A 24,872-nucleotide genomic window follows, 5' to 3' on the forward strand; every position below is an offset into this window, starting at 1 on the left:
ATGACCTTCAATACAAATTATAAACAAAAACGTTTAATTAAACTTTCAATAGCTATTTTGGTAGGCTTTAAATAATCCATCGAGACAAATTCATCTGGTTGATGAGCTTGCTCAATTGATCCTGGACCTAACACAATAGTTGGCGCTATTTGATTTAAGAAAGGTGCCTCAGTGCTATAATTTACGGTTTCGGCTGTTTGATTAAGCAATTTTTCAACTTCTTTTAGTGCCGGCTCTTCTTTTTGGCACTCGTAGCCGCCGATAGGATCCACTTCATTTTCAACTTGAATACGATTAGGATAACGATCCATAATTGGTTTTAAGGTATTACATACAAGATCATATAAGCTATTTGCATCTATTTCGGGTAACACGCGAATATCTAATAATAATTCACAGCAACCACAGATCCGGTTAGCAGCGTCGCCACCTTTTATCATACCTAAGTTCATTGTTGGGTAAGGTACGGCAAAACTATTATTATGATATTGCTCTTTTAGTGTTTGTTTTAACTCTAATAATTTACCAATTACTAAATGCATTACCTCTATCGCATTAATTCCTTTTTCAGGATCGCTTGAATGCCCTGATTTACCAATCACACGAATAACATTTGCAGTAAAGCCTTTGTGTGCACGAATGGGTATTAAAGATGTCGGTTCACCAATGATTGTACAATCAGGCTGTAACTGCGTGTTTTGCGCAAAGTATGCCGCTCCCGCCATGGTGATTTCCTCATCGGCAGTCGCTAAAATATGCAATGGTTTATTCAAGGTTTTTAAATCAATATCACGTAGTGCATCTAAAATAAAAGCAAAAAAGCCTTTCATATCAGCAGTGCCAAGTCCGTACCATTTATTATCGACTTCAGTTACTTTAAATGGATTTTTTGACCATAATCCTTCATCAAATGGCACTGTATCAGTATGACCACTAAGTAATAAACCACCTTTTGTATGATTACTATCATTGCTGTAAGTCGCCAGTAAATTATATTTATTACGAGTATTTGGGACTGAAACTAGACTAATTTTAAAGCCTAATTCGGCAAACCAGTTTGCTAATTTATCGATAAGTTCTTTATTTGGGCAGTCGATTTTATCGTTAGTAACACTACTGATAGTTGGAATGGCAATCAGTTCATTATAAATCTGTATAAAAGAGGGGAGCTTCATATAATAAGATATCCAAATTTTCATTTAGTAAATTTCCATCATCATACAACATATTTTGTTAATTTATGAAATGGATTTTATACTTTATGATCTAGCGCGTTATTTGGTTAATTTGTATTTGCTTATTGTTGGTTAAAAATAAAAAAATAAATGAAGAGCTTAGCTCTTCATTTTTAATAAGGGGAATTAAATGTTAACTATAAGCAATCGCTGACTCTTTTATTTTTTCGCTAGCGTGTTTTTTATTACGTAAAGTTTGGGGTACGCGAATGATGAATGTAAGAATAAAGGCGAAAACATATAATCCAGTGTATGCCCATACAACATGGATAATATCACCAAAGCTTAAAATTACCGCTGCAATAGCGGGTGCGACAAAATTACTTAGGCCAGCAGATAAGTTATAAATTGATACCGCAGCACCTTGATGATGAGGCTCTAAAGCTGGAAAAACGGCTGTCATTGGCACGAATGCTGCGACAAAAATACCTAAGCAAATAGCGGGGATCATTGCAATATACATATTATGGCCAAAATAAACGGGTAAATAATAGAACATTAAACTAGATGCCGCCATTCCAATGCAACCAAACCATCTTACTTGGCGGATCCAACCGATATATTCGCCGGTTATGCCCCAAATAATGTTAGTGAAAATCGTAGTAAAAAAGAATACCGCCCAGATTTGTAACCACTCTGAAATTGTAAAGCCTAAACGATCTACAAACAGTAAAGGCATAATAATGGCAAAACCGAATAAAGAGAGCGTGTTTATAATACGAATTAAGCAGGCTAGAAAAATATTTCGATTGGTAAATAAAATGGTTGCAGCTCGGCTAAGTTCAGACATTTTATCTTTTAAAGGTAAATCAACTTTTGATCTATCAACGGGCACGGAGCGTAAACTAAAAAAGGCAATTAATCCGCCACAAGCGACCCAAATAACCGCTAGCCATAATGTGCCTAACTCGCCAATAAATGGGATTGAGAAACTTGGTAAATAGCTGCCAATCACGCCAATACCAACTGAGTACATAGCCCAAAACCATCCTGTTGCCGCAGCTAAGCGAGATCTCGGTAATACTTGTACCAACATTAACATAAAAGAGTAGATAAATAATGGATAAGCAAGGCCACGAATACCATAAAAAAGTAGCATACAAATATAGTTTTTCATATCTAAACCAAGCGACAGGAACAAAATATGCATAGCAATCCATAGTATAAAACCAATTGTCATCGCTTTTTGAGGCGTAATAACCTCCGCAATCACGCCTGAGCCCCAAGCGGCTAAAGCTGCGGCAAATCCATATATTGTAAATACTGTTGCAGATTGCGCAGATGTAAAACCAAGATCAGTAATATATTTTGATAAAAATGCCATTTCAAAGCCATCGCCACTCATAAATATTGCTATAGCGATAAATCCCCAAAATAGGTGTTTGGGCAATCCAAGCCAATATTGTTGCTTATTATCCATGATTGTTTCCTCTTCGATAATATTAAATTAGCGTAAATTATTGATGAGTAGAGTAAGTAATTGGTAGTTTGGGTTACTCATCAATTGCAATTATTAAGGTACTTTTATTTTCGGTAATTGTTATTTAGGTAATAGCTCTCTCACAATTTTTTGCTGTTGATATAAGACTTTAAATGCTTCAAATCGTGATTTAAGCGTTGCATATTTTTCGTTATTGGGTTGGTAACGTGACTGTATTGGTGGTTTTTTACAGATTTCCTGTTCATTTCCACCCGCGGCGAGCCATGCTAGCCTTGCAGCGCCTAGTGCTCCTGATGAGCTAGCAGGGTGCGTTACAATTGGTACTTGCAAAATATCGGCAATAAGCTGTGCCCAGATAGGGCTTCTTGCGCCGCCGCCAGTTAAACTGCATTGTTTGATATGTGCTTTGGATTCACTTAAAACTTCCATCCCATCAGCAAGGCCAAAGGCAACGCCTTCTAAAACAGAATATCCTAGGATGGCACGAGATGTTTCGTGGGTTAAGCCAAAAAATGAGCCAGTTGCATCAGCATCGTTGTGTGGTGTCCTTTCTCCTGATAAATAAGGTAAAAAGATTGGTGCTCGTTTCATTTGCTCTGGGCTTAACTGAGCAATTTCATCCATCAAAATATTTTCAGTCGTGGATAAAACATTACACAACCATTTCAAACAACTTGCAGCACTCAGCATAACACTCATTTGATGCCAGCGATTTGGCAACGCATGGGCAAAGGCATGTACACCACTTTGCGCATTAGCTTGTAATTTATCATTAACAACAAAAATAACACCTGATGTGCCTAAAGAGATAAACGCATCACCATTATTTACAGCGCCAACGCCAACGGCTGATGCCGCATTATCACCGCCACCACCAGCAACGATGACATTGTCATTTAGTCCCCACAACGTGGCTAAATCATCGCGAATAAATCCACTACTTGCAGATCCTTCTACCAGTTTGGGCATCTGTTCTCGAGTAAGGTGTGTTGCTTTTAGTAAATCATCAGACCAATCACGCTTAGCAACATCAAGCCATAATGTACCAGCCGAATCAGACATATCACCAACAAATTCACCAGTTAATTGCCAGCGTAGATAATCTTTAGGTAATAAGACTTTATCAATTTTTGCAAAAATTTCAGGTTCATTTTTTTCAACCCAAACCAGTTTGGGAGCGGTAAAACCAGGCATGACCAAATTGGCACTGATAGTTAAAAACTCTGGGTGTTGCTGCATTAACCACTGACATTCTTCAGCGCTTCGAGTGTCATTCCATAAAATACAATCGCGTAATACTTGATGTTTGTTATCAAGTAAAACCGCACCATGCATTTGACCCGATAAACCAATCGCTTTGACTTGTCGCCATTGTTCAGGAACTTTTTGACGAATTGTTGCTATGGTTTGATTTGTTGCATCCCACCATGATTGAGGGGATTGCTCTGCCCAATTTGGATGTGGACGCTTAACCGTTAATGGCACATGACTTGATGCAATAATTTCGCCTGATTCATCAATAAGTACAGTTTTTAATTCCGATGTGCCAATGTCTATACCTAGATACATAAAAACCTCTTTTAAGCTATTATTTTTTATTCTTATTGGTAGATAAATAACCGTTAATTATCTATCTACCTAAGCATGCTAATATCAAAATTAATGTGGATTGACTATGAATTAGCGTTAACCCATGTATTTACTTTATCTACTGCTTTTTTCATTAGTTGGTGAAAATCAGCTGAATTTGCTAACGTAGCGAATAATGTTTCACTACTGACAAACTGGGTTAAAGCATCGCTAGCTAACATCATTTTTTTATGATTAACTGCGTCTAATACTCCATCTTGATAGGTATAAGGTAATTTACCTTGTGCCCATTTTTGAAAGTATACGAAGAATAATGCGGGTAATAGGGCGGTTGCCTCAGGTGTTATTTTTTTCTGGTAACTTTCGATTAATGTTGGCGTTATCATGCCAGGGATTTTTGATAAACCGTCTGCAGCTACTCGTTGATTGGTATCTTTGATATAAGGATTACCAAAACGTTGTAAAACGACATCACGATATTTAGCAAGATCTAATGGGCTTGGTGTTAAACAAGGAATGACATTTTCGGTAACATAATCAAAAGCCATTTTGTTGATCGCTTTGTTATGCGTACCTTCATCGATATAATTTAGCCCAATAAGCGTGCCAGCCCAAGCAATGCAGCTATGGCTAGCATTCAATATTCGGATTTTTGCCTCTTCCCATGGTAAGACTGATTTGACCATTTCAACGTCAACTTTTTCAAGGGCAGGGCGGCCATTAATAAAGTCGTCTTCTATAACCCATTGAATAAATGATTCACCCATCACAGGTACGTTATCATCAATGCCTGTTGCTGCTTTAACACGTTCTGCAATATCAGCAGTAGGGCGCGGAGTAATTCTATCAACCATTGTATTTGGTGATGTGGTATTTTTTTCAACCCATTGTTCTAGGCTATTATTACCTTTTTGTTTTAAAAATGCTAAAAAGCCCGCTCTAAATCGCTCACCGTTATGGCGTAAGTTATCGCAGTTTAATAATGTTACGGGCTTACCGTGCGCTTCAACTCTGGCTGTTAGTATTTTTTCTAAAGCACCATAAATTGTTGATGCGCTACCTTTTAAATCGGCTTGAATATCTGCTTGGCTAAGATCTAATTGATGCTCAGGTGTTAAATAGTAACCGGCTTCTGTTACTGTAAATGCAATAACTTTAGTATTAACATCACTACCTTGCAAAACGAGAGATGATAGTTTTTCATCCCACGGGAGGATTTTTTTGATTGATGTGATCGTTTCATATTCACGATCACCTTCAGGAGAAACTGTTTCTAATACGTATTCACCGTGTTGTTTGGCTAATTGATTTAATAGTGCGTTCGCATCATTACGAATATTACCTAAAGCAATATACCAACTATCATCACCTTGTTTGATTAAACGATGTAGATACCATGCTTGGTGAGCACGATGAAATGAGCCAGAACCGATGTGCATCCAAACAGATTTTTCTTGTTTCATTATTTTCCCCTATCGAATGAGTATTTGTTTATGCTTTGAGCAAATGTTTCGATAAAGAGTCTATCGAATATTGTGAGCAAATTCCGTGATAAAGATCGCATAATCAACATTTGCTCACTCAATAAACTTTTGCTCATAAAAAAATATTCAGTTATTATAGCGTTAGGCAATAAAGCTAGATTAGTTCGTCGGCAGTATGACTGATGTATTGAAAACCTGTTAAATTCGCCATAGAATTAGCCGGTTTTAACGAGATTGAAATCAAAATGGCGTTTGGTTGATAATCGTATTTGATAGGATAAAAACAGCATGAAGCGACTAGAAATGAAATGTGACATCAACAAGCAAAATCAAATTGCACGGGTAGCTTGGTTATATTATGTCGCGGGCAAAACACAATTAGAAATTGGTCATATTTTGGGGTTATCTCGCCAAATTGTACAACGTTTACTTTCTAGTGCTAAAGAGTACGGAATTGTTAACGTTCAGATCATGCACCCGATTAGTGAATGTATGGAACTTGCTGAAAAGCTGCAAGATAAATTTAATTTATCATTATGTCGAGTGATCCCCTCTTTAGGTCTAGAAAAAGAGGCTATTGATGAGATGATAGCTATTGAAGGTGCGAATGTAATGGAAAGTTATATTCAGCAAGATGAACCATTAACGATTGGCGTTGGCTCGGGAAAAACGTTGAGTAATATTATTGATGTTTTGCCATATACTGACCACCCTCAGCATGTATGTGTTTCATTAATTGGTGCAATTGCTAGTGATGGATCAGCGACTCGCTATGATGTTCCACTTAAATTAGCAGAAAAAATACAGTGTAAATATTATATTTTGCCGGCACCATTATACGCTGATTCAGCTCAAGATAAACAAATTTGGTCACAACATAAAGCTTATCAAATTGTGAAGAATAAGGCCGAACAAGCACAAGTCATTTTTACTGGCATTGGGGAAATTGGCATTGGATGCCCACTTAATACCGAAAAATTCTTAACCGATAACGATATCAATAAATTATGCCAATTAAATACAGTTGCAGAATTATTGGGCTGCTTTATTAATGACCAAGGTGAATATTTTGCCAACCCATTTGATGAGATGACAACCAGTATTCGTTTAACCAAAAAAATGCCAGCTTCAATAATTGGTTTTGCCTCTGGTACTCATAAATATCAAGCAATTCATTCGGTATTAAGAGGCGGTTTACTTGATGGTTTAGTGACAGATGAGCAAACCGCGATGCAACTATTACAAGACTAGTTAATGGCTTAATTAATAATGATTATTTAGGAATAACTAAAGTAAAAAAATGCTTTAGTGTTTGATGATTTTCGAGTGTAAATAATTGTTCGGTAATTTGATAGGTTAAAATGCGATCTAAGCGAAAATGGCGAAAATCATTTCGTTTACTACACCAACCAACCATCGTCCATTTATCATGCCAAAAGAAAATGCCTAATGGATAAACATTGCGAGTTAGTGATTTATCATCTTGAGGCTTTTGATAATCAATTGTGACCATTCGTTTTTGGTAAATTGCTTGATTTAAGATATCAATCATTGCGCCATAATTTACTTGTTTTAAATTAGGTGCGTAAATTTTAATGCTATCTATCTCTTTTTGCTGTTTTTTAGGTAACGCGCTGTAGAGCTTTGATAGTGCTTTATCTGCACCTTGCTTTACTTTCCCCCCTAATGATGAAGCCATTTTAGCGCCAATAACAAGGCTTGTAAGTTCATCAAGATCAAACATTAACGGGGGGAGATTATAGTCTTTATGTAAAATATAACCCATGCCCGCTTCGGCATTTATTGGTACACCAGCGCAGAGCAAATCTTGAATATCACGGTAAATTGTTCGCTCAGAGACTTCTAACCTTTCCGCTAACCACTTTGCGGTGGTTAAGCGGCGCGTTCGTAAAAATTGAATAATTTGAAATAAACGATCAGCTCGGCGCATTTTATTCCTACTTAAAATTGAATATCATTAGTGGCTAATGCGGCTATATTTACACCAAAGCTAGTTAAATCCGTTAAGGTATTATTATGATGCTGAATAATATTATCGGCTTTGGCATGGTGCTTATCGTGCGTGGTGTGCGCATCGCAAACTAACATAACATTAAAACCAAATGCGGCGGCTTGCCTGACAGTTGTATCAATACAAAATTCGCTAGCATAGCCACACACAATGCACTGCTCGATATTGAATTGTTCTAAACAGGTTAATAGATCCGTTTTTAAAAAGGCGTTTGGCGTCGTTTTGCGGATATAAATATTATCTATTGCTGTATTTAATTTATGATAATGTTGCCAGTTAGCAGAGTTGTAAGATAGATCATGATTATTTTCATGTTGAATAAATATGATGGGTACATTGTTTTCTATAGCTTTAGCTATCAACTGGTTAATATTACTGATCACTAAATCAGTTTGGTAAGGCTGTGGATAAGGGCTAAATAGCCCTTCTTGTACATCAATAATGAGTAATGCTTTATTCATAGCACACCTATATTAAGGATTTTCAGACCAAAGACCAACATAATTGCCTTCACTGTCTTTAAAACCTGCAATATAGCCGTTTTCACCAATATCCGTCAATGGAAAAACTATTTCACCACCAAGTTGTTCTATTATTTTTAGCTGTTTAGATACTGATGATGTTTGTAAATAAATAATCACGGTTCCTGCGCCAGCTTGATGATCATTATAATACTTGCTATGGACAAGGCTACCGCCCGTATATCCTTCAATATAGGGAAATATAGCATGTTTGATATGCTCATCTTCATGGCACTCAAAACGAATATTAAATGCTGCTTGATAAAATTGAATTGCGCGGTCAAAATCTTGCGTAACAATTTCGAACCAAGCAAGTGGGCTATTTATTGATTTCATCTTATTTCTCTCTTTTTATTAATGATGCGTTAAAGTAAAAAGAGTATAAATGAGCGCTACTGACAGCATTATGTCAGTAGCGATAAGAGGGCGATTAAAATAATAGTAGGCGATGTTGATAAAAAAATAACGCTTAAATAAGCGTTATTTTAAATTGGTAAGCTTATTTTAAGGACATTTATAAACTTCACCTTGCATTATCGCATCTGTTGGTGCAAGGTCAGAAACATATTTCATTGTTGCATCTTGAGCATCATAAATTGTATTCCCCCCCATTGCTGCGGCATTATTTAATAAGTCAGCTGCTGCATCACGGATTAATTCGCTATGTGTTTTAGTCCCTGAAAAAAATGAACCCCTACGGCCTTCAGCTTTACCAATAAATTGGCAACTATCGGCAGGCTTAGTATCTACAAATTGTACTTGTTGACCCGCTGGCGTCAGTTGGTATTTAGATGTTCCGGTGCAACCATTAAGTAGTAAAACCGCCGTTGAGGCTATTGCAACAACTAAACAAACTTTTTTTATAGACATACAATGATCCTTTTTTAGTAAACTTACATGACTATTATTAATATAGATTATTGCAACAATTTAAGCGACTAAAAAAGATTAAATTCGTTAATTGAGCATTTATTTTATTGATAATTTAATAAAATAGTTGAACTTTTAACCAATCTAATAATTATTTATTAATAAAACCTAGCAAAAAGCGATTAAGTTGATTATAATCGCAAGCCTTATCGAAAGACATATCCGATATCGGCCCCTTAGCTCAGTTGGTCAGAGCAGTCGACTCATAATCGATTGGTCACTGGTTCAAGTCCAGTAGGGGCCACCATTTATTAACTGCATTGAAAAATAGAAATTATTTTTTAATGAGGGTTAATATCATGACTAAAAAAGCAAAAGTTATCACCATCGCCGACACTAATAGCGGATCAACCAAGTCTACCACAGCAGTTAATGTCGTTGCATTCACCGCATCATCTGGATTAAAAACCTTATTACTCGATTTTGACTTAGAGCAGCCAACATCCTGTTCCTATTTTCCATTGCAAAATGAAGTGCCTTTTAGTGTGTATGAGTTTTGATCTGCTCCTAGTTTAGTGGAGACTTTTTAGTAATAAAAAAGGAGTCTCACATGAGTAAAAAATACGATCCCCAATTTAAACAAGAAGCGATCAATTTAGCCCTAAATAGCGAACAAACTTATCGACAAACAGCCAATGATTTAGGTATAAATTACAAAACATTTTATAATTGGATGTGTCAAACGATGAATAAACCCCCCCCATCAAGCGATAAAATCATATAAAAAACCAGACTATCAAGAACTAGAGCGTCAAAATAAAGCGATGAAAAAAGAGCTTGAGCTACGTAAAAAGGAGATCGAAATCCTAAAAAAGGCTGCACAGTACTTTGCAAGCCAGATATAGCAAGGTACGAGTTTATTAAAGAGCAAAACGGTTTATCTAAACAGCGTTTATTTCATTTATTTAATGTTTCTAGTAGTGGTTATTATGCTTATTTAAAGCGATCAGCTTCTCAGAGAGCGTTGTTTAACCAACAGCTAGATAATAGAATCAATTCATTATTTGAATTACATCACGGATTATATGGTTATAGGCGTTTGCATGCAGAGCTTTTAGGTGAGGGGTGTTGTTTATCTCGTGAGCGCGTGCGTAGACGAATGCATAAGCTTAATCTTAAAGCTAAACAACGTAGGAAATATAAGCACACAACCGATAGTAACCACAATAAACCGGTAGCTGATACTCTATTAGATAGGAAGTTTAAAATGAATAAAAGTAATCAAGCATGGGTGTGTGATATCACTTATATTAAGGTCAATCAGAAATGGTTATACCTTGCCATAGTACTCGATCTGTACTCTCGAAAAATAATTGGGTGGGCCATGGATATTCATATGCAGAGTTCATTGGTATACCAAGCTTTAACTATGGCAATGCTTCACCGGGGATATCGTAGTAAAGTGATTGTTCACAGTGATCGTGGTAGCCAATATTGTTCTGATGCTTACCAAACTATCTTAACGGCTTATGGCTTAACATGTAGTATGAGCCGTAAAGCTAACTGTTGGGATAATGCTGTGGCTGAAAGCTTTTTCCATACGCTAAAAACAGAATGGATCTACCAACACAAACTAGAAAATATCGCACAAGCCAAATCAATGATCTTGTGGTACATCGAAGGTTACTATAACCGAGTAAGAAAACATTCACATTTAAATTATTTATCACCGATTCAGTTTGAAGAAAAGATGGTTTAATAATTTGTAAATAACTCTCCACTAAAACGTGAGCAGATCTTTAGCTGAATGGCAACGAACTCGATAACAATAAATTTTAATATATTCAAAAGGGCTTTGTTCGCTTACTTTCGTGTTTTCTCATAACAACCATGAATAATCCGCACTTTATTAAATTTTTATTTTATTTAAGTTAAAAAAATGAGTATCACTTAAAATAAGTTGTCTATTTATTTTTTTAAGAACTTTAAATCGCTTTAAAGTGTTAAATTTGTGAAAAAAAAGGCTTTCCTGCTTGCTGTAGTACATAAAATAATCATATAGTGCACCATTTTTAACACATGTGAGCAATGGGTAAAATGGGTCTAATAGTAAAACTTGTATTAGTAATGCAAATTTTGTTGCCATTATTTGTTAGTGGTAATTCGGTAGCTTCAGCGATTAATTTAAATTCTGAAGATATTAAAAATAAGCAACGTTTATCAAATATTAAAAATAACTTACCGGAACTAAGTAGTTCATCAGATGGATCGACTGATTCAGCCGAGAGCTCCATCGCCGCAGGGCTATCACAAACCGGTACACTTATCTCAAGTGATAATACCAGTGATGCGACTAAAGACTGGCTTGAGAATTCAGCTTATGGCTACTTAAGCAATGAAATGCAAACTTGGTTAAATCAGTATGGTAATAGCCGTATTCAAATTAATTCTAATGGCAATTATAGCGCTGAACTCCTGATCCCATGGTTTGAAAACAAAAATAATTTATTCTTCTCGCAATCGAGAATTAGCCGTGAAGATGAGAATAAAAGCACCCTAAACCTAGGATTAGGTTATCGTAATTATCTTGATAATTGGATGTGGGGCGTCAACAGCTTTTATGACCGAGATTTAAAAAATAATAATGCAAGACTCGGTGCCGGTTTTGAACTTGGCGCCAACTATCTCAAATTATCCACCAATGGTTACTTTCGTTTAACTGACTGGCGCCAGTCAAAACTCGATGAATTTAACGATTATGATGAGCGGCCAGCAAATGGTTTTGACATCCGAGCAGAAGGCTATTTACCCAGTTACCCTAACCTTGGCGGCAATCTTTTGTATGAAAAATATTTTGGTGAAAATGTTAACCTTAAAGGCGCAAGTTCACTGAGTAATCTAAAAGATGATCCGGAGGCTTATACCGTTGGCTTATCTTATACGCCGGTTCCCTTGTTTTCGTTTAAATTAAATCAAACAATGGGCGATGTGACGGAAACCAAAGGGATATTTGAACTCAATTACCGCATGGGTGTTCCTTTAGCTCAACAATTAAATGAAAAATTTGTGGCTGAAATGAGAACACTACAAGGCTCTCGTTATGATTTTGTTGATAGAAACAATGCCATCGTCATGCAATATAAGAAGCAAGTTCTATTAAGGATTGCATTACCGAAAACATTATCAATCATTGCCACTAAACCGGAAATATTAATACCGACGATCACTAAGAATAAATATAAAATCGATCGAATTGAATGGTCATCGCCTGCATTAACGGCGAAAGGCGGCACGATAATTCCGAGCTCATCTTATCCTTATTCGGCCACAATCCTGATGCCGTTTTATGACTATGTCTCGACATTAGCGGGCAATAGTTATGATATTACGGCGGTCGCAGTGGATGTAAATGGTAATCGCTCAAATATTGCAACCACCAATATTTTGGTCTCACCAAAACCGATAAATGAAGTGTTTTCAACGTTTACCATTTCACCTAATACCAATGTTGTTGGTGATGGCGAGGCGCAAGGACTGGTTACGGTGGTGGTGAAAGACAGCAATACTGGCGACTTACTCGCCGATGTTGCGGTTAATTTTACCCTTGTTGACAGCCAAGGCGCCGTTGTAGACGGCATTAAGCTTGATGGCAATAGCGTATCAAGCCTAAGTCGTATGACTGATAGTAATGGGGCAATCACTTTCCCTATAACCAGTATCAAATCGGGTGAATTTACATTAAATGCCATAATTAATGATCGGGAGTCAAGTAATGAGAAAATTTCATTTATCGCCGATGAAAGCACGGCCCAAATTAATACGGGTGATGTAACCGTCATTGGTGGTGGGGCGTTAGTTGGTAGTGATAGTGTAACGAAAATCAAAGTAAAAGTGACCGATCAAAATGGTAACCCCGTACCCAATCAAGATGTGACATTTACGGCGGATAATGGCGCCACAATCACGCCAACAGGTCGAACTGATGAAAATGGTATGGTTGAAGTTATTGTCAGTAATAAAACGGCGGGCAGAACAAACATCTCGGTTAAAGTTGGTTTACAAGAAATATTAACCGGCGTTGATTTTATTGCCGATATTACCAGTGCCCAAATTAGCTTTGAAAGCAGGGGGAGTTATCTAGCGGGTCGTAATAGCGAGACGTTTGTTAAAGCTATCGTCACCGATAAAAACGATAATATTATATCGAATCGAGAGATTGCTTTTACGGCAAATAATGAGGCAACCTTTGGCGAAAATGAATCGACGACATTTGTTGGAAAAACGAATGATGACGGTGTGATTGAAATTGCATTAAATAGTAAAAAAGCGACGGAAATTACCGTAACTGCCACGGTAACGGCCGTTAATATCTCTTCAGATACGGCAGTAAGCTTTGTTGCTGATGATAGTAATGTCCAATTTGAATTTGGTGATAATGGCGTTGTTGATGATGCGGTAGCGGGCACTGATACCCCGGTTAAAGTGATTGTTAAAGATGCTAATGGCAATCCGGTCATTGATAAAGATATCACGTTTACAACGAAAAATGAGGCCGGCGAGACGGTTACCTCAACGGGTAAAACCAATGATAAGGGTGAAGTTGAAGTTATCATCAAAGATAACACCGCGGGCAGTTCAACTATCACAGCTGAACTGGGGAATAGCAAAGGCAGCACTGATGTTAAAGTGGTTGCCGATAAAACCACTGCGCAAATTACCACGATGGAAACGGCGATAAAAGAGGCGGTTGCTAATGGTAAAGACACTATTAGTGTGATTGTCACGGTAACTGATGCCAATAATAACGTGTTAAACGGCCAAAAAATTGCGTTCACGGCAAGTAACGATGTGAACGTCGCTGAGTTTGGTGAAACCGATGATAACGGTCAAGTGACCATTCTTTTAAGCAGTATTAAAGCGGGTGTGATTGATATTAAAGCGTCATTAACCAATGCTAAAGGTCAGCAAAGCGTTAAAGAGGATCAAGTTAACTTTGTTGCCGATGATAGTAACGTAAAATTTGAATTTGGTAACAACGGCGTTGTCGATGATGCGGTAGCAGGCACCGATACCCCAGTTAAAGTGATTGTCAAAGATGCTAATGGTAATCCGGTCATTGATAAAGATATTACATTTACAACGAAAAATGAAGCGGGTGAAACGGTAACCTCAACGGGTAAAACCAATGATAAGGGTGAAGTTGACGTTATCATCAAAGATAACACCGCAGGCAGTTCAACTATTACGGCAGAACTAGGCAATAGCAAAGGCAGCGCTGATATTAAAGTGGTTGCCGATAAAACCACCGCGCAAATAGCCACGATGGAAACGGCGATAAAAGAAGCGGTTGCAAATGGTAAAGACACCATTAGTGTGATTGTCACGGTAACTGATGCTAATAACAACGTATTAAAAGGTCAAAAAATTGCGTTCACGGCAAGTAATAATGCAAGTGTTGCAGGCTTTGGCGATACTGACGATAAAGGCCAAGTGGCCATCACCTTAAGCAGTATTAAATCGGGCGTGAGTGATATTAAAGCCTCATTAACCAATGCTAAAGGTCAGCAAAGTGCTAAAGAGGACCAAGTTAGCTTTGTTGCCGATGATAGTAACGTAAAAGTTGAATTTGATGTGATTGGCGATCCCATTGCGGGCGCTGACACCACTGTTAAAGTTAAAGTGACTGATGCAAATGGTAATCCAATTATCGGTAAAGATGTGTCATTTACCGCTGATAATGGCGCAACGATTACACCAACGGGTAAAACTGATGAAAATGGTATGGTTGAAGTTATCATCAGTAATAATACTGCTGGTAACACAAACGTTACCGCTAAAGTGGATGATATAGAAGGCAATGTCGTGGTTGATTTTGCACCTGATGAGTCGACCGCGCAAATAACCACGATGGAAACGGCGATAAAAGAAGCTATTGCAAACGGTAAAGACACCATTAGTGTTATTATCACGGTAACTGATGCCAATAATAACGTGTTAAACAGTCAAAAAATTACATTCACGGCAAGTAACAATGTGAACGTCGCTGAATTTGGTGAAACCGATGATAACGGTCAAGTGACAATTACCTTAACCAGCATTAAAGCGGGCGTGAGTGATATTAAAGCGTCATTAACCAATGCTAAAGGTCAGCAAAGCGCTAAAGAAGATCAAGTTAGCTTTGTTGCCGATGATAACAACGTAAAATTTGAATTTGGTAACAACGGCGTTGTTGATGATGTGGTAGCAGGCACCGATACCCCGGTTAAAGTGATTGTTAAAGATGCTAATGGCAATCTAGTCATTGGCAAAGACGTCACTATTACAACGAAAAATGAGGCCGGCGAAACGGTTACCTCAACGGGTAAAACCAATGATAAGGGTGAAGTTGACGTTGTGATCAGTGATAACACTGCAGGTAACTCAACGATTACAGCTGAACTCGGTGATAGTAAAGGCAGCACCGATGTTAAAGTGGTTGCCGATAAAACCACTGCGCAAATTACCACAATGGAAACGGCGATAAAAGAGGCGGTTGCAAATGGTAAAGACACCATTAGTGTGATTGTCACGGTAAAAGATGCTAATAATAACGTGTTAAATGGCCAAAAAATTACATTCACGGCAAGTAACAATGCCAATGTGGCTGAGTTTGGTGAAACCGATGATAACGGTCAAGTGACTATCACCTTAAGCAGCATTAAAGCGGGCGTGAGTGATATTAAAGCCTCATTAACCAATGCTAAAGGTCAGCAAAGCGCTAAAGAAGACCAAGTTAGCTTTGTAGCCGATGATAGTAACGTAAAATTTGAATTTGGTAACAACGGCGTTGTCGATGATGCGGTAGCAGGCACCGATACCCCGGTTAAAGTGATTGTTAAAGATGCTAATGGTAATCCTGTCATTGGCAAAGATGTCACTATTACGACGAAAAACGAGGCGGGCGAGACGGTTACCTCAACGGGTAAAACCAATGATAAGGGTGAAGTTGAGGTTATCATCAAAGATAACACCGCGGGCAGTTCAACTATTACCGCTGAACTCGGTGAGAGCAAAGGCAGCACGGATGTTAAAGTGGTTGCCGATAAAACCACCGCGCAAATTACCACAATGGAAACGGCGATAAAAGAGGCGGTTGCCAACGGTAAAGACACCATTAGTGTGATTGTCACGGTAAAAGATGCCAATAATAACGTGTTAAACGGTCAAAAAGTCACATTCACGGCAAGTAACAATGCCAATGTGGCTGAGTTTGGTGAAACCGATGATAACGGTCAAGTGACTATCACCTTAACGAGCATTAAAGCGGGCGTGAGTGATATTAAAGCGTCATTAACCAATGCTAAAGGTCAGCAAAGTGCTAAAGAAGATAAAGTTAACTTTATTGCTGATAATCTTGGCGTGACCATACTTGATGGTAACTTAACCGTTGAAGGTGGCGCTGAGCACATTGCTGGCCGTGAGGTGATTGTAACGGCCCTTGTGACTGATGCAAATGGTAACATTATTGCGAACCAAGAAGTGACCTTTACAACGGATAAAGCGAGCGCAACGTTTAAAGCAACGTCATCGAGCGCAGCTTCAGGGACGTTGACGGGGATCACCGATAAAGACGGTAAAGTGAACGTTATTTTGGTTAATCCGAAAGCGAGCCTAACAACCATTACCGCCGCGGTAAATGCCAATAAAGCGACGACAAAAGTGAACTTTATTGCCGATGATAGCAATGTTAATTTTGAGTTTGGTGATAACGGCGTTGTCGGTGATGCGATAGCGGGCGTTGATAAAACCATTAAAGTCAAAGTGACCGATAAAAATGGTAATCCTGTCATTGGTAAAGATGTGACATTTACGACCACCGATGACTTAGGTAATACGACCACTCAAACCGGTAAAACGGATGAAAATGGTCTGGTTGACGTGGTAATTACTGATAACACGACGGGGAGCAAAGAGGTAACGGCAAACCTTGGTAATAGTCAAGGAAGCACCAATATTAATATTATTGGGAACAGTGACATGGCGCAAATTGTTATCTTTAAAGATAACGGAAGCAAAGTCGCAGGCCGTGATGGCGAGACAACAGTGCAAGTCAAAGTGACGGATTCATACGGTAATATTTTACCGAATCAAAATGTCACGTTTACCGCGAACAATGAGGCAACGATTTTATCGACAGCGACAACCAATGCTGAGGGGCTGATTGACCTCCCACTAAACAGCAAAAAAGCGGTGTTGGTGACGGTTACGGCAACCACTGGTAAAGCCGAGCCTAAAGAGATTGGCGTGCAATTTATTGCGGATGTTAAAACCGCTAAAATTGTGGCAGGTAATGTGACGGTTGAAGATGACCGGGCGCTAATTGGCGGTGAAAAAACAAATAGCGTTAAAGTAAAAGTTATTGATGCTAACAGTAATAATGTCCCAGGCTTAACGGTGGTATTGACTGCCGATAATGGGGCAATTGTTGGTAAGATTGCGGAAACAAACGCTGATGGTGAAGTGCTTGTGACGTTAACGAGTAATACCACCGGTGAAAGTAACGTGATTGCCTCAATAAAAGAGGGTGCTCAGCAAGAGGCGTATCCAGCCGTTAAGGTGATGTTTATTGCTCAAATTCTGGATAAAGATTTTATGCCAGGAAGCAATAGCGCCGCCGCTAACAATGTTGCACTAAACAGTGTTTATGCGAAAGTGACGGATTCGAAAGGGAAAGGCGTTGCAAACCAAAAAGTGACCTTTACGGTTGAAAATACAGAGAGTAATCATCCGACATTCTCAAATAATGACACGACGATAACGGTGACTACCGATGAAAATGGTGCGGCGACCACCACCCTTAAAAATACCAAAGCGGGCCCGACAACGGTCACCGCAGCGCTATTTGATTCGAGCCCAACAACCGTGGTTGATTTTGTCGGTGATACCGCCACAAGGCGCATTGTTGTGGGTAACTTAACGGTTGAAACTAACAATGCCATTGCCGATGGACAAGCAACTAACAGTGTTAAAGTTAAAGTTACCGATGAAAACGATAATCCGTTACCCGGTGAGTTAATCAATTTAACGGCTGAAATATACAATGGCACCGTGAACGTTGGCAACATTGCTAAAACAGATGCAAATGGTGAAGTGGTTGTGATATTAACCAGTACTACGGCGGGACTGTCTGATGTGACGGCGTCGATAACAGATGATCAGAACATCACCAGTAACCAAGTTAAAACGGTTAAATTTGTTGCAAACACTAGCACCAAACATTTGACGATTTCAGCAACGGGGAATAATGCGAGTGCAAATGGCACGGAGACGAATGTTGTTGAAGTGAATGTTGTTGATGCCAACAACAATCCATTTGCCAATGAAAACGTCGAGATTACGGTTCCCGCAGGTGTGACCATTAGCACGGTTAATGGCGCGGCTTATAGCGCTGCAACTGGGTTTGTGTCTGACAGTGAGGGGAAAGTTGTGCTCACCTTGATATCTCACACCGCCAATACGTATGCGATAACGAGTCGCCTAAGCTCAGCTGACGCGTCGACAACTATCACCTTTATTGCCGATAGTAACACGGCGACATTAAACCGTCTTGAGGTGATAACGGTAGACGGCGTGCTTGCCAATGGCCAACAAATGAATAGCGTGCTAGTTAATGTAACCGATGCAAACGGCAATGCATTGTCGGGTCAACAAGTGACGTTCACGGCGAGTGGCAGTGCTAACGTGGTTGATTTTGGCAAAACGGATATCAACGGTAACGTGACAATTTACTTAACCGATACCGTCGCGGAAGAGAGCGACGTTGAAGCCTCAATCACCAATGCAAAAGGTGAAGTAAGCCGTAAAAATGGCAGCGTTAGGTTTGTGGCAGATAGTGATAACCCGATAATAAATAGCCTTGAGGTGATGACGCCAACGGGCGTTGCTGCCGATGGCGGAAATAGCAATAGTATTAATGTAACAGTGACCGATGCGATGGGTAACCCATTAGCCGGTAAAAAAATCAACTTCACCGCAAGTGGTGATAATGTCAAAGTCCTTGCCTTTGGTGAAACGGATGATTATGGTCAAATAACGATTTATTTAACCGATACCGTTGCTGAAGAGGTTGATATTGTTGCCTCAATTGCCAATGCGAAAGGTGAGATGAGCCATAAAAATGGCAATGTGACGTTTATTGCTGATACTAATACGGCGAAAATAACCGGGTTTACGGCAAATGGTACCAAGGTCGCAGGTGGTGAAGGTGAGACAACGGTGCAAGTTAAAGTGACGGATAAATACGGTAATATTTTACCAAATCAAGTCGTCACGTTTACGGCCAACAATGACGCCGCGATCTCATCGACAGCGACAACCAATGCAGAGGGAATGATTGTTCTGCCGCTAAACAGCAAAAAAGCGGTGTTGGTGACGGTTACGGCAACCGTTGGTAACGCGGAGCCTAAAGAGATTGGCGTGCAATTTATTGCGGATGTTAAAACGGCTAAAATTGTGGCGGGCAATGTGACGGTTGAAGATGACCGGGCACTCATTGGCGGTGAAAAAACAAATAGTGTCAGAGTTAAAGTTATTGATGCCAACAATAATAATGTCCCTGGTTTAACGGTGGTATCAACTGCCAATAATGGCGCAAGCGTGGGTAAGATTGCTGAAACAAACGCTGATGGTGAAGTACTCATTACGTTAACGAGTAACACAACGGGGGCAAGTAAGGTGACGGCCTCATTGACAAATAGCGCGGCACAAGAGTCTAGCGAAGATGTGACGGTGATGTTTATTGCTCAAATTCTGGATAAAGATTTTATGCCAGGAAGCAATAGCGCCGCTGCGAACAATAAAGCACTAAATAGTGTTTACGCGAAAGTGACGGATTCAAAAGGGAAAGGGGTTGCAAACCAACAGGTGACCTTTACGGTTGAAAATACAGAGGATAACAATCCGACGTTCTCAAATGATGGCACCACCATCACGGTGACAACCGATGAAAATGGCGCAGCAACAGTGACGCTTAAAAACACCAAAGCGGGCCCGACAACGGTCACCGCAACGCTATTTGATTCGAGCCCAACGGCGACCGTCGATTTTGTCGGTGATTCCGCGACAAGGCGCATTATAGTTGGTAACTTAACGGTTGAAACTGACAATGCCATTGCCGATGGACAAGCAACTAACAGTGTTAAAGTTAAAGTTACCGATGAAAATGATAATCCGTTACCGAATGAGTTAATCAATTTAACGGCTGAAATATACAATGGCACCGTGAACGTTGGCAACATTGCTAACACAGATGCGAATGGTGAAGTGATTGTGACATTAACCAGTACCACAGCGGGACTGTCTGATGTGACGGCGTCAATAACCAATGACCAAAATATTACCAGTAATCAAGTTAAAACGGTGAAATTTATTCCAAATATTAACTCGATAACGTTTACACTGGCAACCACCCAAAATAATGCCGGTGCAAATGGCCTGGATAGTAATACTGTTGAGGTCAATGTATTTGATGCAAATAACAATGCTATTGCAAATCAAAAGGTCGCTATCACCATTCCATCGGGAGTGACCGTAACGCAGGTTAATGGCGCGGCTTATAGCTCTGCAGCTGGATTTGTGACAGACAGTGAGGGGCAAATTGTGATTAAAATGACCTCAAATACCGTTGGCAGCGCTAAGGTAACCGGTCAGTTAAATTCCGTTGAGTTAGCAACGGATATCACATTCGTTCCCGTTATGAGTAGTGACACGACAGCCGTATTAAGTGCCAGTCGCATTCTCAATAACGACAATGCATCAGGCACGACGGGTGGGCTTTCAACATTAACGCTTAAACTGGTTGATGACAAAGGTAAAAATGTCACCGGGATGGCAAATAATATTGTCTTAACGCCAGATCAAGCAGGATTAAATATTAGTAAGTTGACGGAAACGGCAACGAAAGGAACGTATACGGCGACAGTGACCAGCTTAACGGCGAATAACTATAATATTGTGCTTTCGTTTAATAATGGTATTGTTTATACCACAACGCTTCCATTACAGGTCTACACTTATGATTTTGCGCTAAATGTTCAAGACAAAAAAATAGGTGAGCAGATGATATACCAGTATTCACTTTCTGCCGTCGAATCGGATACTTATGTGACGGTTTCAACCAGTGGAATAACGGCCACATGGACATCGTCTAATACAAGTGCTGCAACCATTGTTGGATCTGATTCCACATCATTGGTAACAGGTGTTAAAGTAGGTGAAACGACCATTTCAGCCGATGATATTGTGCTTAATGGCGTTAAAGGGTCAACGGCAGCTAAGTTAACTGTTTCTATACTTAAATATAGCGATAAATACGGAGATTATGCAACAAGCCCAACAGGGGTACAGTCATTAATCCAACCACCTAATTATTCGTTTACAGGACGTACAGGTAGTATTGTTGACTCCATAGGTAATGGTGGTGGTGGTGGTGGTAATTTGGTCACGGTCAACAATACAGATAAAGTAACTTCAATTGATATTACAGCGTGTACTTATAAAAATGTAAGAGTTATTGGTAAATTAGTCTTTAATTATCAGGGGGGAGCTCAAACGCAAATAGCTAAGGGACTATGTGATGCCGGACAAATCGTTAATTCTGTGTACCCAATACCGGCTAATGAGCAATTTGTTGGCGTTATAGTATTTACTAGTGCGGTAGGGAGTATAGGTTATTCATATGTAGGCGGAATTCAATTTATTACGACTGCATTGTAAGTTACTGTTGATTAAGGGCGCATTAGCGCCCTTTTATTTTTTAATCTAATAGAAGAATGTTAACCAACAATAGGTATTCTTCGATAATGAGATCCCCAAACCTTATCTGCCACTCTCTTTAGTAGGCAGCTATTTTCAAATGATTAAATTATCTTTTCTTACTCGATTAAAGTAAGCTTCAATATACGTTGGGATCATCGATTTGGCTTGAGTGATATTTTCTAGTTTGTATTGATATATGCATTTTGTTTTTAGTGTATGGGAAATCTTTCAGCTGCGGCATTTCAATTTTATTTTAATGGGTAAAAAAGGAGGGATAATTAAACGATGCAAAAGCTAATCATTTTAAGGCAATCCTCAACCACTATTTTGGTAAGTTAGACGTTTAGTTATACCTTAATGCTCAGCGATTGAACTGTGTAATAATATTTATTTAATTAGCAAGATAGGAGAGTTACTAAAGTAGTTATCAACAGATTTTGTGGATTAAAAAAATATTACACAATGTTGTTTCGATAACCATGATTCTATTTTGATAATTTCTTTTATTTTTAATGAATGAAGGCCTTTCAATTATACAAATAAAAATTTTTATTATACTTATTTGTGCAATTTCATTGTTTATTAATAACTTATTTGGTTTATAGCATTATCCTAATTAGGGCAAAAAGCGCCGTATCTGGTTTTTTAGTTGTCCTAACTTTGCATTTGTTGTTTGGTAGCTGGTGATTAGTGTATTTTTGTATGTTGCAAAATAGTGATTTTATCTATTTCCAATTACAGGTAATTAATTAAATTACCTATTTTTATTAAGTAAATCAATTGCAACTGTAGTTAAAAAAAGAATGAACCATATCATTAATGTAACAATAAATACCAGAATAAAAAATAATTCTATGGACAAAGAATAATAAGCCAAATCATAAAGCTCTGTATAAAAAAAATGTTCATAGCGTATTTTAATATGATCTAGAACAATTAAATATATACCTGTAATTAGAGATAATAAAAACATAACAGCGGAGAGTATCGCGACTACTTTTGTTATTTTATATATCATTAATAATCCCGTATATGAATTCTTGATTGTGATTTATATTCGATTTAACGTTATGATTAGAATTAATAAACTGATATAAATACTCTAACAATAAAAAATGTAGCCATTAAACGCAGATTTTCAACAAACTAACAAAAGTCATTATTGTTACGACTGAAAATCTTTGATGTACTATAAATTAAATTGAATTTTCAAACAATTATAATACTTGTCATAAGTCAATTAATGAAAAAACTAAACTTTAGAATAATGTTTATTTGTACTATAAATGTACCAATTTCTACTTTTGGCATGGTGTCGTACACTAATTAAACAATTTGTATATGGCGTTTAAAACAAACAGGTTGAGTGAGTTATTAACGTAGTTATCAACAGTTTTTGTGGATTAAATTACGCAAAAAAGAACTTATAAATTTTTAACGCTTTTTATTCCGGTCTCTTTTATTGTAAAATTTGCTTTTATTATTTATTCTATCAATAAATATGTTATTTGCTCAATTATGTAATTTTTAGCACGATTTAAACTAATTAGATTCACATTGTGTAATATAAGCGTTTATGCAAACGCTAAATATTTCTATAAACTAAGCTCCTTTCATACAGAAAAGAGCCTTTCATATTATCTTTTTTAGCTAACGTCTATTTGGTGCTAATTTATCTAGATTAACGCGAAGGGCAACCAGAAAAAAACCATTTATTATATGGCACAACATAACTAGAGATAATTGCGCCATTATCTTTTCTATACATCTCATAGTGACAATAATGATAAAATGAATTTGAACTACTATATACTAGCCTAATTCCGGTATTTAATATCACTTCTGTTATACCTTTATTATCGGCATAAGTTGGGGATACTATGCCAGCCAAACTTAAAATAACACTGAAAGTTAAGATGAGTTTTTTCATTAATTACTCCTGTATTGATTATCGGTATAGGGTAAAATAATAAATCGATTTATTTGTTAAGTAAAATACTTTTGTCATATCATCCTAAATTTTATTATGACCTTTATACGCTTAAAAGGGCTTGTGTCACGCTATATATATTTATTCTTTATGCAGTGTATAGTGAATGATCAGCCTAATAACTTATTTTAAATTAGTGAATTAACAAGGTTATTAACATATTTATCCAGTGATTTTGGGGATATAAAATTACCTATTAGAGATTATAGTGTTATTGTTGAATAATATTTATAATATATTTTCTTAACATGAATAATAACATTGAGAAATGTGTATGAGAGATATTGATTTTTTGAAACAGGATAATAATTTGACGACGTTTCATTTTTTATTACTATCATTACTAACACTAGGTTTATATGACTATGTCTGGATGTATAAAATGAATAAGTCTATAAATCAAATAATAGGAATGAAAGTTGTATCTAACTATTTTATTATTATTTTATTGTCTGCTGCCGCATGGGGAAGTCTTCTTAATAACAGCTTTGCAATTAACTCAATTTTTTATTTTATAGGAACGATATTTATTATTATTTCGTTCATCATGAGTGTTGTTTGGGCAAATAAGGCTAAAAATACACTTATTTATCATTGCCTAGGTCAGTATAATATGAATGTAAAAACTAATAACTTTTATATCGTTATTTTTAATATATTTTATATTAATTATATTATCAATTCGCTAAGCGATATAAAAAAAGGCTAATACCTTCCAGACAACCTATTTTTTAATATTTCTTTTCATACATACCATGTACATGGAATAATCAGCCTAATAATTTATTTTAAATTAGCTAATTAACAGGGTTATTAACATGTTTATTCAGTGTTTTTGGGGATTAAAAAGTATTGATAATAAGATGAAATCCAGTCAAAACGATACACGGTTACTTTGCTCGTGATGACTGGAA

At 37.7% G+C, this 24,872-nt stretch carries 14 protein-coding genes, 1 tRNA gene and 1 pseudogene; 7 read left to right on the top strand and 9 right to left on the bottom strand.

Translation table 11 applies throughout. The features are described from left to right. Positions 1–17: 17 nt before the first annotated feature. The 4 genes from argE to RHO14_05860 form a co-directional block, all read right to left on the bottom strand. Entirely contained in the window at positions 18–1,175 is a 1,158-nt protein-coding gene (gene argE, locus RHO14_05845; protein ID WVD72497.1) for an acetylornithine deacetylase, read from the bottom strand. Positions 1,176–1,368: 193 nt separating this feature from the next. Then, entirely contained in the window at positions 1,369–2,655 is a 1,287-nt protein-coding gene (locus tag RHO14_05850; GenBank protein ID WVD72324.1) for an MFS transporter, read from the bottom strand. A gap of 120 nt (positions 2,656–2,775) precedes the next feature. Beyond that, positions 2,776–4,245 (bottom strand): xylulokinase, encoded by a 1,470-nt coding sequence (gene xylB, locus RHO14_05855; GenBank protein ID WVD72325.1) that lies wholly within the window; start codon positions 4,243–4,245, stop codon positions 2,776–2,778. 104 nt (positions 4,246–4,349) lie between these two features. Beyond that, complete coding sequence (locus RHO14_05860; GenBank protein ID WVD72326.1) at positions 4,350–5,729, bottom strand: mannitol dehydrogenase family protein; 1,380 nt, start codon at positions 5,727–5,729, stop codon at positions 4,350–4,352. A gap of 309 nt (positions 5,730–6,038) precedes the next feature. On the opposite strand from RHO14_05860, the gene RHO14_05865 reads away from it, so the two are divergent. Next, the gene (locus RHO14_05865; protein WVD72327.1) at positions 6,039–7,001 is read left to right on the top strand and encodes a sugar-binding transcriptional regulator; all 963 of its coding nucleotides are present in this window, start codon (positions 6,039–6,041) and stop codon (positions 6,999–7,001) included. 22 nt (positions 7,002–7,023) lie between these two features. Here RHO14_05865 and RHO14_05870 read toward each other — a convergent pair whose 3' ends face one another. From RHO14_05870 to RHO14_05885, 4 genes are all read right to left on the bottom strand, one after another. After that, positions 7,024–7,701 carry a YafY family protein gene (locus tag RHO14_05870; protein WVD72328.1) on the bottom strand — a complete coding sequence of 226 codons (678 nt, stop codon included), beginning with the start codon at positions 7,699–7,701 and terminating at the stop codon, positions 7,024–7,026. Between the two features lie 11 nt (positions 7,702–7,712). After that, on the bottom strand, positions 7,713–8,243 hold the full coding sequence (locus RHO14_05875) for an isochorismatase family protein (GenBank protein WVD72329.1): 531 nt from the start codon (positions 8,241–8,243) through the stop codon (positions 7,713–7,715). A 12-nt stretch (positions 8,244–8,255) separates the two neighbouring features. Further along, positions 8,256–8,639 (bottom strand): VOC family protein, encoded by a 384-nt coding sequence (locus RHO14_05880; GenBank protein ID WVD72330.1) that lies wholly within the window; start codon positions 8,637–8,639, stop codon positions 8,256–8,258. A 168-nt stretch (positions 8,640–8,807) separates the two neighbouring features. Then, positions 8,808–9,173: a DUF4156 domain-containing protein gene (locus tag RHO14_05885; protein WVD72331.1), complete on the bottom strand. Its 366-nt coding sequence runs from the start codon at positions 9,171–9,173 to the stop codon at positions 8,808–8,810. A gap of 230 nt (positions 9,174–9,403) precedes the next feature. Between RHO14_05885 and RHO14_05890 the strand changes: the two genes are divergently transcribed. The 5 genes and pseudogenes from RHO14_05890 (at position 9,404) to RHO14_05910 (ending at position 21,926) form a co-directional block, all read left to right on the top strand. Then, positions 9,404–9,480: transfer RNA gene (locus RHO14_05890), tRNA-Ile, on the top strand. A gap of 52 nt (positions 9,481–9,532) precedes the next feature. Next, positions 9,533–9,733 carry an AAA family ATPase gene (locus RHO14_05895; GenBank protein ID WVD72332.1) on the top strand — a complete coding sequence of 67 codons (201 nt, stop codon included), beginning with the start codon at positions 9,533–9,535 and terminating at the stop codon, positions 9,731–9,733. A 50-nt stretch (positions 9,734–9,783) separates the two neighbouring features. Further along, the gene (locus RHO14_05900) at positions 9,784–9,957 is read left to right on the top strand and encodes a transposase (GenBank protein WVD72333.1); all 174 of its coding nucleotides are present in this window, start codon (positions 9,784–9,786) and stop codon (positions 9,955–9,957) included. 102 nt (positions 9,958–10,059) lie between these two features. Beyond that, a pseudogene (locus RHO14_05905) lies at positions 10,060–10,932 on the top strand (IS3 family transposase). Positions 10,933–11,270: 338 nt separating this feature from the next. Further along, on the top strand, positions 11,271–21,926 hold the full coding sequence (locus RHO14_05910; GenBank protein ID WVD72334.1) for an Ig-like domain-containing protein: 10,656 nt from the start codon (positions 11,271–11,273) through the stop codon (positions 21,924–21,926). Positions 21,927–23,649: 1,723 nt separating this feature from the next. Here the strand turns inward: RHO14_05910 and RHO14_05915 are convergent. Then, positions 23,650–23,898 (bottom strand): hypothetical protein, encoded by a 249-nt coding sequence (locus tag RHO14_05915; GenBank protein WVD72335.1) that lies wholly within the window; start codon positions 23,896–23,898, stop codon positions 23,650–23,652. 334 nt (positions 23,899–24,232) lie between these two features. Here RHO14_05915 and RHO14_05920 point away from each other — a divergent pair, with 334 nt between their 5' ends. Further along, positions 24,233–24,667 (top strand): DUF4234 domain-containing protein, encoded by a 435-nt coding sequence (locus RHO14_05920; protein ID WVD72336.1) that lies wholly within the window; start codon positions 24,233–24,235, stop codon positions 24,665–24,667. The last annotated feature ends 205 nt before the right edge of the window (positions 24,668–24,872 follow it).

It is taken from the genome of Orbaceae bacterium lpD04, from assembly GCA_036251935.1.
In the GTDB taxonomy this organism is placed as follows: Bacteria; Pseudomonadota; Gammaproteobacteria; order Enterobacterales; family Orbaceae; genus Orbus; species Orbus wheelerorum.

Excerpts from the sequence above, each read along its gene's own strand:
- RHO14_05900 (WVD72333.1), top strand. The coding sequence starts at position 9,784 with ATGAGTAAAAAATACGATCCCCAATTTAAACAAGAAGCGATCAATTTA.
- RHO14_05860 (WVD72326.1), bottom strand. The coding sequence starts at position 5,729 with ATGAAACAAGAAAAATCTGTTTGGATGCACATCGGTTCTGGCTCATTT.
- RHO14_05875 (WVD72329.1), bottom strand. The coding sequence starts at position 8,243 with ATGAATAAAGCATTACTCATTATTGATGTACAAGAAGGGCTATTTAGC.
- RHO14_05870 (WVD72328.1), bottom strand. The coding sequence starts at position 7,701 with ATGCGCCGAGCTGATCGTTTATTTCAAATTATTCAATTTTTACGAACG.
- RHO14_05850 (WVD72324.1), bottom strand. The coding sequence starts at position 2,655 with ATGGATAATAAGCAACAATATTGGCTTGGATTGCCCAAACACCTATTT.
- RHO14_05920 (WVD72336.1), top strand. The coding sequence starts at position 24,233 with ATGAGAGATATTGATTTTTTGAAACAGGATAATAATTTGACGACGTTT.
- argE (WVD72497.1), bottom strand. The coding sequence starts at position 1,175 with ATGAAGCTCCCCTCTTTTATACAGATTTATAATGAACTGATTGCCATT.
- RHO14_05915 (WVD72335.1), bottom strand. The coding sequence starts at position 23,898 with ATGAAAAAACTCATCTTAACTTTCAGTGTTATTTTAAGTTTGGCTGGC.
- RHO14_05865 (WVD72327.1), top strand. The coding sequence starts at position 6,039 with ATGAAGCGACTAGAAATGAAATGTGACATCAACAAGCAAAATCAAATT.
- RHO14_05880 (WVD72330.1), bottom strand. The coding sequence starts at position 8,639 with ATGAAATCAATAAATAGCCCACTTGCTTGGTTCGAAATTGTTACGCAA.
- xylB (WVD72325.1), bottom strand. The coding sequence starts at position 4,245 with ATGTATCTAGGTATAGACATTGGCACATCGGAATTAAAAACTGTACTT.
- RHO14_05895 (WVD72332.1), top strand. The coding sequence starts at position 9,533 with ATGACTAAAAAAGCAAAAGTTATCACCATCGCCGACACTAATAGCGGA.
- RHO14_05885 (WVD72331.1), bottom strand. The coding sequence starts at position 9,173 with ATGTCTATAAAAAAAGTTTGTTTAGTTGTTGCAATAGCCTCAACGGCG.
- RHO14_05910 (WVD72334.1), top strand. The coding sequence starts at position 11,271 with ATGGGTCTAATAGTAAAACTTGTATTAGTAATGCAAATTTTGTTGCCA.